This window comes from Cohnella sp. GbtcB17 (genome assembly GCF_019091135.1).
Classification (GTDB): domain Bacteria; phylum Bacillota; class Bacilli; order Paenibacillales; family Paenibacillaceae; genus Cohnella.
On record NZ_JAGXJW010000056.1, the window covers coordinates 1 to 18,193 of the forward strand.

The window sequence follows — 18,193 nt, forward strand, 5'->3', positions numbered from 1 at the left end:
CGCGGTGCAGGACACCGGCATCGGCATTCCGAAGGACAAGCAGAATTTGCTTTTCCAGGCGTTCTCCCAATTGCACTCCGGCACCAATCGCAAGTATGGCGGAACCGGGCTCGGGCTGTCCATTTGCAAAAAGCTGGTCGAGCTTATGGGCGGGACGATCGGCTTCGATACGATCGAGGGACAAGGTTCGACCTTCCGATTCACGCTGTCTTCGCACGCGCAGCCCGAGCATGCGGCCGCACTCGAAGGGGCGTACGGCTCGGCGTATGCGGCAGATTCGTCCGGTGCGTCCCAGGGACAAGGGGAGCCGCGCTTCGGGCCCATGCGGATTCTGGTGGCGGAGGATCACGCGGTGAACCAGCAGATTATCCGCGCCATGCTGAACAAGCTCGGCTACGAGCCGGCGATCGCATCGGACGGGCAAGCCGCAGTCAACGCGGCGATCGCGCAGCCGTTCGATCTGGTGCTGATGGACGTGCAGATGCCGGCGATGGACGGCTTGCAGGCGGCGGCCAAGCTCAAGGAGCTGCTGCCGGAGCATCGCCGCCCGATCATCGTCGCGCTGACGGCGTTCGCGCGTCAGGAGGACCGGGCGGCTTGCCTGGCGGCCGGCATGAACGACTTCTTGAGCAAGCCGACCCGTCCGGCCGAGATCCAGGAGCTGCTGTCCAAATGGTCGGAGGACATTCGGGCAAGACGCTTGCGTCGCGGATAGTTACGGTTGGTAACGGATATAGAGAAGGAGGGCAACAGCATGGCGTTCGGGGTCAAGCGCGACGAGCTTGAAGCCTGGAAGCGGAGGGTAGCTGCAGGCGAGATCGCTTTTTTAACGCACTATTGGTTCGAGCCTCGGTTTCCGGGCATCAAGACGATCACGAAGGTGGGCTGCGCGGATCTGTCCAAGCTGGCGATCTGGTGCGAGCGGCATGGCTTGAACCCGGCATACATCCATGCGCGCCGGCCCTTTCCGCACTTCGACCTGATCGGGGACAAGCAGTCCGAGATTTTGCGTCTGGAAGGGCAGTGGGAGCAGCTCGCGCGATTTCGCATCGTCTGAAAATAGCAAAACCCGCCGGAGCTTGACTTCGGCGGGTTTTTGGGTTTTCGGAACTTCAGTGCGAGGCTTCCTTTTCGTTCGACCAGCCCAGCTTTTCGATCAGCTTGAACAACAGGCTCATCGCGATCGCGACGACGGTGGCGAGCGCCATGCCCGAGAGGGAGAAGTCGCCCGCCGTGATCTTGACGCCGGACAGCCCGGTGACGAGCACGACCGTGGTGAGGAACAGGTTCGTCGGCTTGCTGTAGTCGACCTTCGATTCGACGAGCATTCGCAGGCCGGACGCTGCGATGACCCCGAACAGCAGGAGCGATACGCCGCCCATGACGGCCGGCGGAATCGCCGCGATGAGCGCGGACAGCTTGCCGAAGAAGGAGAGCACGATCGCGATGACGGCGGCGCCGCCGATGACGAAGGTCGAGTAGACCCGCGTGATGGCGAGCACGCCGATGTTTTCCCCATAGGTCGTATTGGGCGTCGACCCGGCGAAGGCGGACAGGATCGTCGAGATGCCGTTGCCGAGCATCGAGCGGTTCAGGCCGGGATCCTTGGACAGGTCCTTGCCGACGATGTTGCCGGTGACGATCAAGTGGCCGATATGCTCGACGACGACGACAAGGGCGGCGGGCACGATCGTGAGCATGGCCGACCATTCGAACGAAGGCGCGGTAAACGTCGGCGACGCCAGCCAGCCTGCGCTCTTCACGCCGGTGAAGTCGGTCAGCCCGACCAGCCCGGACAGGACGTAGCCGGCGACGATGCCGAACAGAATCGGAATGATCTTCATGAAGCCGCGAAACAGGACGGAGCCAAGGACGGTAACGAGAAGCGTGAACACGCTCACGCCGATGTCGGTGCCGTTCGGCGACCAGTCTGCACCGTCCGTCGACTGCGGAATCCAGCCGGCCATACCGGCCGCGACCGGGATCAGCTCGAGGCCGATGACCGCGACGATCGCGCCCATCGCCGCGGGCGGGAAGACGACGTCGATCCAGCTCGTGCCGGCGAACTTGACGATCAGGGCGACGGCGACGAAGACGACGCCGGCCGCGAGGAATCCGCCAAGCGCCGCCGCATAGCCGTTGCCGTGATCGGCGTAGTTCCCGATGACGGCGCCTGCCGGCGTGATAAAGGCGAAGCTGGAGCCGAGGTATGCGGGAATCTTGCCTTGGCAGATGAAAATGTAAAGCAGCGTGCCGATCCCGTTCATCAGCAGGCAGATGGCCGGGTCGACCCCGAGCAGGTTCGGCACGAGCACCGTGGAGCCGAACATGGCGAACAGATGCTGCAGGCTGAGCAAGAGGCTCTGGCCCAGCGGGGGCCGTTCGTGAATGCCGATTTCATGCCTCGTCAATGGTTGCAATCCTCCAATATGCTGCGATATGTATAAATCCTTTGTCGATTCTATACAGTTCATTCCGTTTTGACAAGCGTAGTTTCGACATTTTCGACAATCCCCGCCGGCCATTCGCTTCCGCCTTGGCGACCTTCCTCATATCCTATCTCGAGAAGGGCGATAAGCATTCGGAAGAGAGGAGCTTTTGTCATGGTCCATGCGGGAATAGCCGGGAGAAAAAGCTGTCGTACGGCAAAGTCCGGGGCAGTGCCGAAACATAAAGGGAGCCGCCCCCTGTTGCTGGTAGGCGCGCAATGCGGCGGACGGCGAGGGTCGTGCCGGAGCAGCGATCGAACGCGGGCGGTTCGCGCCGCGGCAAGCGCGCTGCGGCTGTCCGCGCGCGCCATGCTGCCCTTTTACCGGCGGATCGCGAAAAACGGCCGATTTGCGGACCGATGGTCGCGCAGCGTCGTCGAGCTGCGGCTGGACGACATGAAGCGGCAGCTCGGTCAAGCGTCGCCGCTGGCCGGCCGCCTTGAGCAAGGACTCGGCACCAATGGCATCGGCTATTTTGTCGATTACCCTTCGCCGGGAACGCAAGAGGTATATGCAACAGGCATTACGATTCCGCCGGGCAGCGTGCAATTCCACTTCGCGCCGGGCGCTCACCGCACGGTCGCTGCCGCGCTTCTGCCGCTGTGCGCCGCGCTCGCGAGAAACCGCGGCTACGCATACGCGCTCGCGTCCGCGATGACGCGCGGCGACCGGCGTGCGGTGTCCGTCCTCGTGCGCAGCCGCGTGCGTGCCGGGGAGCTGCGAGCCGTCGATGGAGCGCCGGGCTATCTCGCCCTCGATTTTAAGCCGGCCGGCTCGAAGTACATCTATCAAAGCTTGTTTTTCCGCGAGGGCTTGTGATCTAATTAGACGTAATCTATACCCCATACCAACTGCGCAAGGAGCTATACACTCATGACGGTAAGATTCGGACTGGTCGGCACGAACTGGATCACGGACAGGCTGCTCTCGGCGGCGAAGGAAGCCGAAGGCTTTGAGGCGACCGCGGTATGCTCGCGCTCGCTGGAACGGGCGCAAGTGTACGCCGGGCAGCACGGCATCGCGCATGCCTACGACGATATGGAGGCGATGGCGGCAAGCGGTCTGATCGATGCCGTGTATATCGCGACGCCCAACGTTTATCACGCAGAACAGGCGATGCTGTTCATGCGTCGCGGCATCCATGTGCTCTGCGAAAAGCCGGTCGCCTCGAACGGCGCAGAAGCGCGCCGCATGGTGGAGGAAGCGCGCAAGTCCGGCGTATTGCTCATGGAAGCGATGAAGCCGACTTTTATGCCAAGTTTCAAGGCGATCGAGCGGGCGCTGCCTTCGATCGGCAAGGTGCGGCGCTACGTCGGCAACTACGGGCAATATTCCTCGCGCTACGACGCTTACCGTGCGGGCACGGTGCTTAACGCGTTTAATCCGTCGCTCTCGAACGGGGCTCTGCTGGACCTTGGCGTCTACTGCCTGTATCCGGCAATCTATTGGTTCGGCAAGCCGCTGGAAGTAAAGGCGAACGGCATCCTGCTCGAATCGGGCGCCGACGGCGAGGGAAGCGTGCTGCTGCGCTATGCGGACATGGAGGCGGTGGCGATGTACTCCAAGATCACCAATTCGTATGCGCCGAGCGAGATTCAGGGAGAAGAGGGCTGCATCCTGATCGATCAGATCAGCCAGCCTGCGCGCGTAAGCGTCCGATACCGGGACGGCCGCGAGGAGGAGCTGTCGACGGCGCAATCCGAGCATTCGATGGTTTACGAGCTGCAGGCGTTCGTAAACCTTGTGCGGGAAGGCAAGACGGAGTCCGAGATCAACACGCATGAACGGATGATTGCAGTGCTCGACGTTATGGACGAGGCCAGACGGCAGATCGGCATCGTCTATCCGGCGGATTCTGCGGATTAAGGAATTGAAGGTTTGCATAGGGGCTGGGGCAGCAAAGAGAGCGGGCTATCTTTTCGGTAGCCTGCTCTTTGTTATTGTGATCTCTCGCCGTACGCTGGGCGAATGTCATTGGCTTGGGATAGCGGTTATAATACGAGGAGCGAGAGGCAAGGGAGGGAATGGCATGAAAATCGTATTTGTCAGGCACGGGCAAAGCGAGTACAACCTGGAAAACCGGTTCACGGGCTGGACCGATTCGGATCTGTCGGAGCAGGGTTTGAAGGAAGCGCGGCAAGCGGGACGCGTGCTGCGTGCGAACGGCTTCTCCTTCGACGCCGCCTTCTCGTCGGTGCTGACGCGGGCGATCCGGACGATGGGGCTCATTTTGGACGAGCTGGGACAGCTCTGGGTTCCGGTCTCGAAGAGCTGGAGGCTCAACGAACGGCATTACGGCGCGCTGCAGGGACTTAACAAGGCGGAGACGGCTGACCGCTACGGGGCCGACCAGGTGCTGCTCTGGCGCAGGTCCGTGAGCGAACGGCCGCCGGCGCTTGAGCGGGACGACGAACGGTATGCGGGCGACGATCCGAGGTACAAGGACATCGACGGCGAAGTCCCGTTGACGGAAAATCTGGACGACACGGCGGAACGCGTGCTCGTCTACTGGAACAAAAAGATCGTGCCCGAGCTGTCGGCGGGACGCAAGCTGCTGCTCTGCGCGCACGGCAACACGCTGCGGGCGCTCATCCGATACCTGGACGACCTGCCGGAGGACGGCGTCGTCAACCTCAACATCCCAACTGCGATCCCGCTCGTCTATGAATTCGGCGACGACATGAAGCCTTTACGGCACTACTATCTTGGCGAAGACGGGCCGCTGCCGCCCGGCGAGGTGCCGCACAAAATGTCGCCCGACCCGGCTCAAGACATGCCGGCGAAGGGCGAGGGGCATCACGAGCGGGCATAAGGGCGCGAATTGCTGACTTCGAGAAGCTCGGAATGCTGCCGATGAGCGCAAATGGGCGTTATAGACGCCTCCGAGCTGCTCGGAATAATGCCGATAAGCGCAAATGGGCGCTATCGACGCCGCTGAGTCGCTCGGAATGCTGCCGATAAGTGCAAATGGGCGCTATCGACGCCTCCGAGTCGCTCGGAATGCTGCCAATAAGCGCAAATGGGCGCTATCGATGCCTCCGAGAGGCTCGGAATGATGCTGTGCAAATGGACGCTATCGCAGACGCAGATGTCACATGGCATGCGGCGTTAATGTGCATGAAGGCTCTAAGGCAGCCGATAGACGGCAAACGGGCTGCCGTACCGGAAGTCGTCGCTGATCCGATCGAGCCGTTCCAGCATCTCCTCCGACAGCTGCAGCGCATCCGCAGCCAGGTTGGCCCGAAGCTGCTCGGGCCGGGTCGCGCCGGCGATGACCGTGGCGACGGCGGGACGAGCGAGCAGCCAGGCAATCGCGAGCACGGCCGGCTGAACGCCGAGCTCCTCGGCCAGCGACGCGACCTGCCTGCCGAGCTCGTCCGCCCGGCCGCCGAGGAACCGGCGGAATGACGGATCGGTGTCCGCACGCGAGCCTTCCGGCGCCGCGCCTTCCGAGACGGAGGCGTACTTGCCCGTCAAAATGCCGCCGGCGAGCGGGAAGTACGGAATGAGTCCGACGCCTTGATCGAGGCATAGCGGGATGAGCTCGTTCTCGGGCGTGCGATCGGCGAGCGAATAGCTGGCCTGCGTGCATACGAAGCGCTCGAATCTGCGCCGTTCGCTGACGCCGAGCGCCTTCATGAGCTCCCAGGCCGCGTAGTTGGACGCGCCGATATAACGCACCTTGCCTGACGAGACGAAGTCGTCCAGCGCGCGCAGCGTCTCCTCCAAAGGTGTCGCCGGGTCGAACGTATGGATCTGGTACAGATCCACATAGTCCGTTTTGAGCCGCCTCAGGCTGCCCTCAAGCTCCCGCTGAAGATGGAAGCGGGACGAGCCTTTGTCGTTCGGACCTTGTCCCATCGGCAGTCCGGCCTTGGTCGCCAGCACCGCTTCGTGCCGTCTCCCCGCCAGCGCTTCCCCGATGATCGCCTCCGACTGCGTGCCTGCATAAATGTTGGCCGTATCCAGCATATTGACGCCGTTGTCCAACGCCTCATGTATAACCCGGATCGACGTCTCCCGGTCGGACCGCTTGCCGAACGCATTCGTGCCGAGTCCGATCGCGGATACGCGAAGCCCGCTTCGACCCAGTGTACGATACTGCATACCGAATACCTCCTCGTTCTCAAACAAACTATTGCAATACCTGATTTTCTCATGCCTATATCAAATGATCAACCACGATGAAAGACGGCTGCCTACGCCAGCTATCACTCTAACCGTGCAAACCTCGCTTGCAGCCCGCGCCAGACGACTAAACGCCGCTGCAGCAGCGCTTTTCTCGCTTACATAAGCCCGCCGCCGCTCTAACCGCGCAAACCTCGCTTGCAGCCCACACCAGACGACTAAACGCCGCAGCAGCCGCGCTTTTCTCGCTTGCACGAGCCCGCCACCGCACTAACCGCGCAAACCTCGCTTACAGCCCGCGCCAAACGACTAAACGCCGCTGCAGCAGTGCTTTTCTCGCTTTCACAAGCCCGCCACCGCTCTAACCGCGCAAACCTCGCTTGCAGCCCGCGCCAGACGACTAAACGCCGCTGCAGCCGCGCTTTTCTCGCTAGCACAAGCCCGTCACTGCTCTAGCCGCGCAAACCTCGCTTGCAGCACGCGCCAGACGACTTAACGCCGCCGCCGCAGCGCTTTTCTCGCTGGCACAAGCCCGCCACAGCTCTAACCGCGCGAGTCTCGCGAACCCTCCGCAGCTTCGCCCTTCCTCTCAGGTCACAATCTTGCGATCACCGGTCACCAGGTTGGTAGTTGGCCCCTCCCGCTCTGCCGTAACATGAAGGCAAGCAAGACCATGCGACGCCAAAACCAGGCGCCGCAGCCAATCTACGGTCCTAAGGGAAAGGGAGTCCGATCACATGCTAAACAAAAAGGTTATCGCCATTCCGCTCGGCACGCTGCTCGTCGCCGGCGCGTTGTCCGCCTGCGGCGGCAACGGCAACAACGGAGGCAACGGGGAAGCCGCCGCTTCACCGTCCGCCAGCCAACCCGCGTCACCGAGCGCCTCAGCGTCAACGTCTCCAAGCACCTCGTCGTCGGCGTCCGCGTCGGCTTCGTCCGACCTGCCCGCCAAGCCGGCCGAGCTCACGATCTGGCAGGACGACAATGCCGACAAAATCGCCGTCTCCACGGAGATCGCCAAGAAGTACACCGAGCAGACGGGCATCAAGGTCAACATCAAGCCGGTCGCGATGAACGACCAGCCGGACGTGCTCGCGCTCGACGGACCGGCAGGCAAAGGCCCCGATCTGTTCTACCAGCCGGGCATCGGCGCGCTCGTCATCAAAGGCCTCGTGCAGGAGATCAAGACGCCGCAGGAGACGCTGTCCGCCTATACGCCGGAAGCGCTGGCAGCACTCAGCCAGGACGGCAAGCTGTACGGACTGCCGGCCGTCACCGAGACGTACGCGCTGTTTTACAACAAAAAGCTCGTGCCCGAAGCGCCGAAAACGATCGCGGATCTCGAGAAGATCATGGCCGAGCAGACGGACGCCAAAAAGCAGCAGTACGGCTTCCTGTTCGAAGCGACCAACTTCTATTACGCCTGGGCGTTCATGGGCGGCAACGACGGCTATATTTTCAAGCCGGACGGCAATGGGGGCTTCGACACGAAGGACATCGGATTCAACAAGGAAGGCGCGGTCAAGGGCGGCCAGCTCATCCAAAGCTGGTTCCAGAAGGGCTACATTCCGAAGGACGTCAACGGAGACATCGTCGGCGGGCTGTTCGGACAGGGCAAGGTCGGCGCGATCATCAATGGGCCTTGGGCGATTCAGGATCTGAAAAAGCAGCTTGGCGACAACCTCGGCGTGGCGCCGCTGCCGACGCTTGAAAACGGCAAGCACCCGACCTCGTTTATCGGCGTTAAAGGCTGGATGCTCTCGAAGTTTTCCAAGTCGCCGGAGTGGGCGTCCGATCTGGCCGCCTTCATGACGAACGAACAAAATTCGCTCTATTACTTCAAACAAACGGGCGAAGTGCCGCCGGTCAAAAGCGTGCTCACGAGCTCGGACCTGACGAGCGATCCGCTGGTGTTCGGCTTCTCCCAGCAAAACACGTACGGCATGCCGTTCCCGACCGTGCCGGAGCTCGATACGGTTTGGGATCCGATGGCGAACGCACTGAAGTTCATCGTCAGCGGCAAGGACGTGCAAGCCTCGATGGATGACGCCGTCAAGCAGATCGAAGACAAGATCAAGATGACGGGCGCCTGATCGCAAGCCCCGCTTAACATGAAATCCGGAGGAGGGGCCCAGACGACGGCCGCCCCTCTTCTTTTTAAGGAAGGTGTCTCCACATGCAAATTCAACAGGCCGCGACGGGCGGACCGCAAAATCTCGGGGGACTCAAGCCACGGACGGCCGCGCTGCTGTCCGTGGTTCCCGGCTTCGGGCAATACGCCAACCGCCGGTACATCAAGGGCACGATCTTCCTGCTGCTGGCCGCCGTCGTCGGCATCGCCTTGTCCGGGCCGATCGTGAACGGCATTTACGGCCTGATCACGCTCGGCAGCAACCCCGAGACCGACGACTCGAGGACGCTGCTCGTCGAAGGCATCATCGCGGTGCTCTTGCTTGCTTTGTTCGCTTCAGCTTACGCGCTCAACCTGCGGGATGCCTACCGCGACGCGGCCAAACGGCAGGAAGGACTGCGCATCCCGTCGGTCCGGCAGGCTTTTCACGACAGCTGGGAGCACGGTTTTCCGTATTTCGTCGTCGTGCCGACGTTCATGCTGCTGACGATGATCGTCATTTTTCCGCTGCTGTTCATGATCTGCCTCGCGTTCACCAACTACAATCTGTACAACTCGCCGCCCGCTCACCTGCTGGATTGGGTCGCCTTCGACAACTTCGCCGCGCTGTTCACCGAAGCCGTATGGACGAAAAGCCTGCTCGCGGTGCTCACCTGGACGGTCGTGTGGACGCTGGTGGCGACGAGCCTGCAGATCGCGCTCGCCTTTTTTCTCGCGCTGCTTGTGAACGATGCCCGCATCCGCTTCAAAAAGCTCATCCGAACCGTGTTTATCCTGCCCTGGGCGGTGCCGTCGTTTATGACGGTGCTCGTGTTCGCGGCGATGTTCAACGACACGTTCGGCTCCGTCAACCGGGACGTCATGTCGTTCTTCGGCACGTCGATCCCATGGCTGACCGACCCGACCTGGGCGCGAATCGCGATCATTTTCGTGCAAATCTGGCTCGGCTTCCCGTACGTGTTCACGCTCGTGACGGGCGTTCTGCAGAGCATCTCCAAGGACTGGTACGAGGCGGCCGACGTCGACGGCGGCTCCCGCTGGGACAAGATGCGCTTCATCACGCTGCCCCATGTGCTGTACGCGACCGCGCCGCTTTTGATCATGCAGTTTTCGTACAATTTCAACAACTTCAACATCATCTATCTGTTCAATAAAGGAGGACCGCCGGTGCCGGGCCAAAGCTCGGGAGCGACCGACATTCTGATCTCCTGGGTGTATACGCTCACATTCGACCAGAACAACTACAAGATGGCCGCCGCAATCTCGATCATCATGGGGCTCGTCGTCGCGCTGTTCGCGTTTTTCCAGTTCCGCCGCACACGCTCGTTCCGAGAGGAGGGCATGTACTGATGGGTCGCACGCTGAGGTCGCGTCTTGAGGTGGCCGGCATTTACCTCGTCGTCCTGATCATGTTCGCCGTCATCCTGTATCCGCTGCTGTGGGCGGTCAGCATCTCGCTCAACCCGGGCACGAGCATGTTCAGCTCCAAGCTGATCCCCGACTCGCTGTCGCTCGAGCACTACAAATGGCTGTTCTACGATCCGCGCAGCGATTACGTGCTCTGGTACAAAAACACGATTTACGTCGCCGTGCTGAATGCGCTGTTTTCCGTCATTATGGTCGGACTCGTCGCGTTCGTCTTCTCCCGCTATCACTTCGCGGGGCGCAAAAACAGCATTTACGCGGTGCTGCTCATGCAGATGTTCCCGGTGCTGATGGGGATGGTGGCGATCTATCTGCTGCTGAACCTCGTCGGTCTACTCGACACCTTCGCGGGACTGATCATCTTTTACGTCGTCGGCGGGCTGCCGATGAACGTATTTCTCGTCAAAGGGTACATGGACACGATCCCGCGGGACCTGGACGAGTCGGCGAAAATGGACGGCGCGGGACATCTGACGACGTACTTCCGCATTCTGTTCCCGCTCGTGCGGCCGATTCTGGCCGTCGTGGCGTTGTTTACGTTTATGGCGCCGTTCATGGACTTCCTGACGCCGCGCATCATCCTGCGGTCGCCGGAGAAGTTCACGATCGCGCTCGGTCTGTTCAGCTTCATCAACGACAAGGTCGGCAACAACTTCACGATGTTCGCGGCCGGGACGATTCTCGTCGCGCTGCCGATCGCGATCGTCTTTCTTATCCTTCAGCGCTACCTGATCGCGGGACTCTCGGAGGGAGCGACGAAGGGATAGCACGCGTAAATGGAGCCAGGATTCGCAAAAGGGAGAGGGTCCGACATGAAGATACGTTGGCGCAAATGGCCGGTGCTCGGCCTCATCGTCGCGCTGCTGCTCGCGCCGCTGCAGGCGGTCGCCGCGCCGGCCGAACCGGCGGCGGCCGCGGCGCAAGACGCGGGCGGGTACGTCAGGTTCAAGGATGACTGGAAAGGCAAGTATTTGTACGAGGACGCCGCCGGGCGTGCGCGCTACGGTACGACGTCGCTGTCCGACCCGGCCGCACAGTGGCGGATCGAGGATGCGGGAGCGGGCAAGAAGCTCATTCGCAACCGGCAGAGCGGCCGGGTGCTCGACATGACGTCCGTAACGCCGGACGACCGGATCACGAATCCGCTCGAGACGTCGTCCGCGGATGCGTCGACACCGGGCGCGCTGTGGCTCGTGAACGACGTAACGGGCAAGCCGGGCGCCGTGAATGTCGCAAGCGCCGGCTATACGAGCCGGCTGCTTAACGTCCAGACGCAGGACGGCTACGCGCACGCGAACAACTGGGCGCAGGCCGGGTGGGGCAGCGCAGTCTGGCACGTCGAGGCGGCCGAATCCGCCGAACCGGTTCGCCTATTGAACCCTTGGAAAGGAACCTACCTGTTCGAGGAAGCGGGTAAAGTCAAGTACGGGGCTCCCGCGGTCACGGATCACGCTTCGCATTGGTTTGCGGAGACGACGGACGGACAGACGACGTTCCGCAACCGGGCGACCGGCCATTTGCTGAATATGAAAAACGTCGCCGCGGCGGATGCCGTCGCACAGCCGCTGGAGGCGCTGCCCCCGGAGGACGGAGAAGGCGGAAAGACGGCCCAATGGCTCGTGTCCGCGCCGGACGCCTCGGGGCAGGTCAGCGTATCGAGCGCGGTGTACGCGAACCGGCTGCTGAACGTGGAGTCGCAGGACGGCTTCGCGCACGCGAACGACTGGGCGCAGCCGACCTGGGGCAGCGCGCTGTGGAAGCTGCAGCCGGCGGCCGAGGTCGAGCCGGTGCGGCTTGCGGACGGCTGGAAGGGCGGTTATCTGTTCGAGGATGCGTCAGGCGGCATCCGTTACGGACTGCCTGCCGCCGACGATCGGCTGGCGCTGTGGCTCGTGTACGATACGGCGGGCGGCACGCTGATTCGCAACGCGCAAAGCGGCAACTTCCTGACCGCGAGCGAGCCGGCGGCGTCGGCGTCCGAGTCTTTCGCCTGGGCGATGGCCCCGGCGAAGGATTCCGGCGGCAGCTCGGTGGACGGTCATTATACGTTCGCCGATCCCGCCGATTCGTCCGCGCTGCTCAACGTCCAGGCGCAGGACGGCGCCGGATACGTCAACGACTGGGCGCAGCCGGCATGGGGGAGCGCGCAGTGGCGGCTCGAGGACCCGGCGCTGACGCCCGGCGGTCCGGGAGAGCCGCAGGCGCCGAGCTATATCCGGATCAAGAGCGGCTGGCTGCAGCTGTATATGTACGAGGAGGACGGCATCGTCAAATATGGCAACTCCGCCGCGGGCGACCCGAAGGCGCAGTGGCTGATCGTATCCGGCGAAGGCTACAAGCGGATTCAAAACCGCGCGACGGGACATTTCGTCGCACTGGGCGAGACGACGGATGCGCGCAGTCCGCTCCGCGCCTCGGAGCTGCCCGAAGGCTCGACGGCGGGCGACTGGATCATCGAGGATTACCAGGGCGCCAAGGAGATCCGCCACGTTCGCGATTCGAACCAGGCAGCGGATGCACAGTCGTACATTCACGTCGAGAACAAACTGAAGTTTGCGCAGTACAGCGTAATCAATCGCGATTGGAGCAGTCCGAAATGGATCTTCGCGCCCGTCGGGGACGTCGGCGTTCCGCAAGGCTACGTGACGCTTAAAAACGGCTTCAGAGGCACGTATTTGTACGAGGAGGACGGCATCGTCAAGGACGGCGCGCCGGATCCGGCCGAACCGGCCGCCCAATGGTCGCTTCGCCAGGGCGAGCAGGGGATGCTGATCGCGAACCGCGCGACGGGGCATCTCATCTCCAACGAGCATGTAACCAGCTACGAGAGCGCGCTCGAGGCGCTCGACATCGATCCGACCTGGGGCAGCGCGCAGTGGACGATGACGGACGGCGCGGAAGGCCGCAAGGTGTTCACAAGCGTATGGAAAAGCGACCAGCGCATTCACGATGAGGACAACAAAGGCTTCGCCCAGTCCAGTGGAGTGCCGACCGATTGGGGCAGCGCGCAGTGGCTCGTCGAAGCTGCGCCGGCGATTCCGTCCGCCCTGCCCGAAGGCTATGTCCGCGTCAAAAACGGCGCGACGGGACAATATTTGTACGAAAACGCGCGCCAGGTCGTTCTGTACGGCCAACCGGCCGCGGAAGACGCGTCCAGTCACTGGCGCATCGAGCGCGGGCCGGAGGGGGACCGCATCGCGAACCGCGCGACGGGCAACGTCATGACGATCGCGGGCGTGCAGGCGTATCTGGAGACGGAAGCCGCAGCCGGCGCTTCCGAAGCTTCGCTGTGGCATGTGGAGGACGCGCCCGTAGCGGGCAGCTTCCTGATCCGCAGCGGCGCTGCCGGGCATGCCGACGAGTACTTGCATACGGAAGACCGTGCGGGCTATGCCCAGTACGATCTGCGGTCGATCGAGAGCGAGGGCGTCCGGTGGACGCTGGAAACGGCGCCTGCCGAGGCGCGTCCGCCGGTTCCCGAAGCCGAAGACCTTAACGGCACGACGCCGGCGCTCGCGGACGCCAACGTGTATGCGCTGGCGAGCGACGCGGACGGCGGGCTGCTGGTCGGCGCGGGCGGCGAGGCCAAGACGGTCGCCGCGGCGCAAACGGCGGCAGGCGCCCGATGGCTGCTGGAGACGTACAACGGGTATACGCGCGTCAGGCAGGCGGACACTGCGCTCTATTTGACGGCCGATACGGCGGGCAAGGTCGCGCTGTCGGCAGATGGCGCGGGGCTCGGCGCGCAGTGGCGATTGTCCCAAGACGCCGGGCTGACGTCGCTCGTCAGCGCACGCCGGCCGGGGCTGTCGCTGGCCGCAGGTGCGGACGGCGGCTCGTCCGGGCTCGCAGCCGAGGGCGCCGCCGCGACCCGCTGGCAGCTTCGCCCGCTGAAGGGCACGGTCGCGTACGAAGCGGAAAACGCGTTCGCGCGGGGCGGCGTGTCGATCGGGACGGCCGAAGGCGTCTCATACGCGGAGCGCTTCGCAGGCGAAGATGCCGCATTGTTTTTCGCCGTGGACGCACAGGCGGCGGGGAGCTATGCCGCCTCGGTCCGCTACCGCGGCGAAGGGCTCCTCATGCTGACCGTGAACGGTGTACGGACGCAGACGCTGTCGCTGGACAAGGGCGCCGGCGGCTGGCGTGAAGCCGAGGTCGCGCTGCCGCTGCGTGCGGGCTACAACAGCGTCGAGTTGCAGGGCGAAGGCGCCGACTCGGAAGCCGTCGCGATTGACGCGCTGATCGTCCGCGGCGCCGCAGCGCCGCCGTCGCGCGGGGCTGACGTGCCGTATACGACGTATGAAGCCGAACGGATGGACACCAACGGGCAGCTCGTATCGGGCAGCAGAGCCTACGGCACGCTGTCCGCCGAAGCGTCCGGCAGACAAGCGGTGACGCTCTCGTCGGCAGGCGACTACGTGTCTTACAAATCGTCCGCCGCGGCGAACTTTATAAATATCCGGTACAGCATCCCGGATCGCGAAGACGGAGCGGGCCAGACCGCTACGCTAAGCTTGTACGTGAACGGGCAAAAGCGGGGAACGATCGCCCTGACGTCCGAATTCAGCTGGGTGTACGGCAAGTATCCGTATTCCAATCAGCCGGCCGACGGCGATCCGCACCGTTTCTACGACGAAGCGCAGCAGTTCGTCGGCGACATTCCGGCGGGCGCGACCGTCATGTTGCGCAAGGACGAAGGGGATGCGGCTTTGAGCTATACGCTCGACTTCGCCGAGCTGGAACTTGCGCCGGAGCCGCTCACGATGCCGGACGGCTACGTATCGGCCGAGCGCTACGGGGCGCTGCCCGATGACGGCGCGGACGATACGACGGCGCTCGAGACGGCGATCGACGCAGCGAAGCGCGAAGGGTTCGGACTATGGCTGCCGGCCGGCGCTTACCGGATTGCGCATCCGCTCGAAGTGAGCGGCGTCACGATTGCCGGCGCGGGCATGTGGTATACGAAGCTGACGGGCGCGGGCTTCATGGGCCGCGGCGACCGGGTCCGCATCCGCGATCTGACCGTGGATGTCGGTGTCAATGCCAGACGCGACGCCTTGCCGGAAGCGGGGTTTGACGGCGCCTACGGCCGCGGCTCGGCGATTCAGCACGTATGGGTCCGCCATGCGAAGGCAGGCATCTGGACGACGCTGAGCGACGACGGGGCGCTCGGTACGGAAGGCTTGTATCTCGGCGGCTTGCGAGTCAGGGATACGTACGCGGACGGCGTGCATTTCTCGACCGGTACGAAGCACTCAATGCTCGAGCACAGCTCGATCCGCAATACGGGCGACGACGCCGTCGCGCTGTGGTCCGATCCGCGCCCCGGCGTGAGCGACGAGCTGGCGCGGACGGAAGGAAACGTCGTGCGCTTCAATACGATTCAATTGCCGACGCTGGCGGACAATGTCGCCGTGTTCGGCGGCAAGGACAACGCGATCCGCGACAACGTCATCGCGGATACGATGGGCTTCGGCGCAGGCATCGCGGTGTCGACGCGCTTTAATCCGGTGCCGTTCTCCGGCACGACGGTCGTGGAGCGCAATACGCTGCTTCGCACGGGCGGCCGCGAGCCGAACTGGGGGCAGGACTTTGGCGCGATCTGGCTGTTCGCCGGCGACAAGCCGATCGACGCGGACATCGTCATTCGCAACAACGAGGCGATCGACAGCACTTTCCAGGGCTTCTACGCAAACGGAGACAAAGGCGTGCGCTCGGAAGCGGGCAGGGAAGTGCGGCTCGAAAATCTGGTCGTCGACGGCGCGGGCACCTGGGGCCTTCAAGTGAACGGAGACGCAAGCGGCAGCGTCACACTGTCGAACGTCCTCGTGCGGGGTGCAAAGCTCGGCAAACAGTTCAACGGCGCGGGCGAGGAGCGATTCAAGCTGGCGGCGGGCGATCCCGCCGGCGGCGACGCTTCGGCGGGACGCAATCCTCAGGTCGTACCGGACGAGGATACGGTCGTACCGGGGACGCCGGGCGGACCTTCCGTAGGCAATCCGGCGGCGCCGGGGACGATCCAGCGTCTTGACGAAGCGGTGCGGCGTGCGCTGGCGGGCAAGCCTTCCGTTCTTCGCGTCCGCGCGGATGTCGCGGCGGACGATTCGGCCGCCGTCGCGATCGGCGCCGCCGCGCTCAAGGAAGCGGTGGCCGCCGTGCAGGGAGGCACGGTCGAGATCGAAGCCGGCGACGTTAGCTACAGGCTGCCGCTTGCCTTGATCGCTCGGTGGCTGGACGAAAAGGCGGGCGTCGGCGAACTGCTGCTGACGATCGCGAGGCCGGCCGCAAGCGTCAAAAACGCCATGGCCGAGGCGGCTGCCCGCGATAGTCTGACGCTGATTGACGGCGCTCAGTACACATTTGAGCTCTGTTGGATGTCTGACGGAGTGAAGACGCCGCTTGCAGACTTCGGCGGCACATTCGTCGACAGAAGCCTGACACTGAACGAAAAGCTGAACGGCGACCGTACGGCCGCGCTTGTGTTCGAGCCCGCAAGCCGCTCCTTCCGGCCGGTGCCGGCGCTGTTCGAAGCGGTTGGCGGCACGGGCGACACGGGCGGCACGAAGGTTACGATCCGCAGCACGACAAACAGCATTTACGTGCTGGCTGCTTCGCCGCGCACATTCGGAGATGTTGCGGGTCACTGGGCGAAAGCGGACATCGAGCTGCTGGCGGCGAAGCGGATCGTGAACGGGACGGGTGCAGGCAAGTTCTCCCCGGGCGTCGCGGTAAGCCGCGCCGAATTCGCCGCGCTGCTCGTCCGGGCGCTCGGTCTGAAGGGCGACGGCGGCAAAGCGGCCTTCGCCGATGTCCGGGCGGACGACTGGTTCGCTGCGGAGGCGGAAGCTGCAGCCCGCTTCGGATTGGTGCAAGGCATCGGCGGCGGCCGGTTCGCGCCGTCGGCGCCGGTGACGCGCGAGCAGATGGCGGTCATGCTGGCGGCTGCGCTCAAGCTGGCGCCCGAGACGCCGACATCCGCTGGCCCTGCGGCCGCGCTTTCGAGCGTCGCCGACGCGAGTGCGATCAGCGTCTGGGCGCGCGAGGCGACCGAGGCGCTGATGCGCCAAGGCCTGCTCCAGGGCCGTCCGGACGGCACGTTCGCGCCCAAGGCGCCGGTCACGCGCGCCGAGGCCGCGGCCGCGCTCAAGCGGCTGATAGTCGGCATGAAGCTGCTTTAACCGGCAAGCGATCTGCATGAAGCTATCCGTGTCTTAAGCCCCGATGGGCCGCGAGGCACGGATTTTTTTGCGCGTTTAATATGTTACAATCAATGCTTGAACGCGGGGCCGCGCACGGCGCGCAGGCTGCATGGAGGCTATGGGACATGGCAGGAAAGTATTATGTCGTCTGGGAAGGCGGGACGCCGGGCATTTACGATTCGTGGCCGGCATGCCAGGCGCAAGTGTCCGGACGCAAGGACGCGAAGTACAAATCGTACGGCAGCAAGCCGGAAGCGGAGCGGGCCTACCGCGAGGGCTGGAAAAAGCATTGGGGCCAGAGCGGCGGGAAAAGCGCCTCGGCCGCATCGTCAAAATCCGCCGGAGCGGGAGAGAAGCTCCCGCTGTCGCCGGAGAAGGCGGCCGGCGAGATCGACTTCGACAGCGTCTCGGTCGACGTCGGCACGCGCGGCAATCCGGGGCCGGTCGAATACAGAGGCGTCGATACGCGGACGGGCGACGTGCTGTTCTCGGTCGGACCGATCGAGAAGGGGACGAACAATCTCGGCGAATTTCTCGCGATCGTCCACGCGCTCGCCTATTTGAAGCAGCAGGGAAGTGCCAAGACGGTCTACAGCGACTCGCGTACAGCGCTCAAATGGCTGAGACAGAAGGAAGTTGTAACGACGCTGCCCCGCGACGATTCGACGTTCGAGATCTGGGCGCTCGTCGACCGCGCGCTCAGCTGGCTGCGCGTCAATACGTATCCGAACAAGGTGCTCAAATGGGAGACGGAGCGCTGGGGAGAGGTCAAGGCCGATTACGGACGAAAAGGCTGAGGAGCCGCCCGCAAAGTCACGATT

The 18,193-nt window shown here is 63.6% G+C and carries 12 protein-coding genes; 10 read left to right on the forward strand and 2 right to left on the reverse strand.

Annotation, left to right across the window (positions count from 1 at the left end):
* Both KVT38_RS25935 and KVT38_RS25940 read left to right on the forward strand, forming a co-directional pair.
* On the forward strand, positions 1 to 715 hold a 715-nt coding region (locus KVT38_RS25935), incomplete at its 5' end, for an ATP-binding response regulator (protein WP_217596652.1).
* Between the two features lie 39 nt (positions 716 to 754).
* Positions 755 to 1,057 (forward strand): hypothetical protein, encoded by a 303-nt coding sequence (locus KVT38_RS25940; protein WP_217596653.1) that lies wholly within the window; start codon positions 755 to 757, stop codon positions 1,055 to 1,057.
* 55 nt (positions 1,058 to 1,112) lie between these two features.
* Here KVT38_RS25940 and uraA read toward each other — a convergent pair whose 3' ends face one another.
* Positions 1,113 to 2,411 carry a uracil permease gene (uraA, locus tag KVT38_RS25945; protein ID WP_254639565.1) on the reverse strand — a complete coding sequence of 433 codons (1,299 nt, stop codon included), beginning with the start codon at positions 2,409 to 2,411 and terminating at the stop codon, positions 1,113 to 1,115.
* Positions 2,412 to 2,690: 279 nt separating this feature from the next.
* Here uraA and KVT38_RS25950 point away from each other — a divergent pair, with 279 nt between their 5' ends.
* From KVT38_RS25950 to gpmA, 3 genes are all read left to right on the forward strand, one after another.
* Entirely contained in the window at positions 2,691 to 3,308 is a 618-nt protein-coding gene (locus tag KVT38_RS25950) for a hypothetical protein (protein WP_254639566.1), read from the forward strand.
* A gap of 54 nt (positions 3,309 to 3,362) precedes the next feature.
* On the forward strand, positions 3,363 to 4,355 hold the full coding sequence (locus tag KVT38_RS25955; RefSeq protein ID WP_217596655.1) for a Gfo/Idh/MocA family protein: 993 nt from the start codon (positions 3,363 to 3,365) through the stop codon (positions 4,353 to 4,355).
* Between the two features lie 163 nt (positions 4,356 to 4,518).
* The gene (gene gpmA, locus KVT38_RS25960) at positions 4,519 to 5,301 is read left to right on the forward strand and encodes a 2,3-diphosphoglycerate-dependent phosphoglycerate mutase (protein WP_217596656.1); all 783 of its coding nucleotides are present in this window, start codon (positions 4,519 to 4,521) and stop codon (positions 5,299 to 5,301) included.
* A gap of 314 nt (positions 5,302 to 5,615) precedes the next feature.
* Here the strand turns inward: gpmA and KVT38_RS25965 are convergent, their stop codons facing one another.
* Complete coding sequence (locus tag KVT38_RS25965; protein ID WP_217596657.1) at positions 5,616 to 6,596, reverse strand: aldo/keto reductase; 981 nt, start codon at positions 6,594 to 6,596, stop codon at positions 5,616 to 5,618.
* Between the two features lie 758 nt (positions 6,597 to 7,354).
* Here KVT38_RS25965 and KVT38_RS25970 point away from each other — a divergent pair.
* From KVT38_RS25970 to rnhA, 5 genes are all read left to right on the forward strand, one after another.
* Positions 7,355 to 8,710: an extracellular solute-binding protein gene (locus KVT38_RS25970; RefSeq protein ID WP_217596658.1), complete on the forward strand. Its 1,356-nt coding sequence runs from the start codon at positions 7,355 to 7,357 to the stop codon at positions 8,708 to 8,710.
* An 83-nt stretch (positions 8,711 to 8,793) separates the two neighbouring features.
* Entirely contained in the window at positions 8,794 to 10,098 is a 1,305-nt protein-coding gene (locus KVT38_RS25975; RefSeq protein ID WP_217596659.1) for a sugar ABC transporter permease, read from the forward strand.
* Positions 10,098 to 10,940 carry a sugar ABC transporter permease gene (locus tag KVT38_RS25980; RefSeq protein ID WP_217596660.1) on the forward strand — a complete coding sequence of 281 codons (843 nt, stop codon included), beginning with the start codon at positions 10,098 to 10,100 and terminating at the stop codon, positions 10,938 to 10,940. The genes KVT38_RS25975 and KVT38_RS25980 overlap by 1 nt, the downstream gene beginning before the upstream one ends.
* Positions 10,941 to 10,985: 45 nt before the next feature.
* The gene (locus tag KVT38_RS25985; RefSeq protein ID WP_217596661.1) at positions 10,986 to 17,351 is read left to right on the forward strand and encodes an S-layer homology domain-containing protein; all 6,366 of its coding nucleotides are present in this window, start codon (positions 10,986 to 10,988) and stop codon (positions 17,349 to 17,351) included.
* 146 nt (positions 17,352 to 17,497) lie between these two features.
* Complete coding sequence (gene rnhA, locus KVT38_RS25990; RefSeq protein WP_217596662.1) at positions 17,498 to 18,169, forward strand: ribonuclease H; 672 nt, start codon at positions 17,498 to 17,500, stop codon at positions 18,167 to 18,169.
* The last annotated feature ends 24 nt before the right edge of the window (positions 18,170 to 18,193 follow it).

What these genes read in the sequence shown, in the direction of transcription:
- KVT38_RS25940 (WP_217596653.1), top strand. Translation starts at nt 755, where the DNA reads ATGGCGTTCGGGGTCAAGCGCGACGAGCTTGAAGCCTGGAAGCGGAGG.
- KVT38_RS25955 (WP_217596655.1), top strand. Translation starts at nt 3,363, where the DNA reads ATGACGGTAAGATTCGGACTGGTCGGCACGAACTGGATCACGGACAGG.
- gpmA (WP_217596656.1), top strand. Translation starts at nt 4,519, where the DNA reads ATGAAAATCGTATTTGTCAGGCACGGGCAAAGCGAGTACAACCTGGAA.
- KVT38_RS25965 (WP_217596657.1), bottom strand. Translation starts at nt 6,596, where the DNA reads ATGCAGTATCGTACACTGGGTCGAAGCGGGCTTCGCGTATCCGCGATC.
- KVT38_RS25970 (WP_217596658.1), top strand. Translation starts at nt 7,355, where the DNA reads ATGCTAAACAAAAAGGTTATCGCCATTCCGCTCGGCACGCTGCTCGTC.
- KVT38_RS25975 (WP_217596659.1), top strand. Translation starts at nt 8,794, where the DNA reads ATGCAAATTCAACAGGCCGCGACGGGCGGACCGCAAAATCTCGGGGGA.
- KVT38_RS25980 (WP_217596660.1), top strand. Translation starts at nt 10,098, where the DNA reads ATGGGTCGCACGCTGAGGTCGCGTCTTGAGGTGGCCGGCATTTACCTC.
- KVT38_RS25985 (WP_217596661.1), top strand. Translation starts at nt 10,986, where the DNA reads ATGAAGATACGTTGGCGCAAATGGCCGGTGCTCGGCCTCATCGTCGCG.
- rnhA (WP_217596662.1), top strand. Translation starts at nt 17,498, where the DNA reads ATGGCAGGAAAGTATTATGTCGTCTGGGAAGGCGGGACGCCGGGCATT.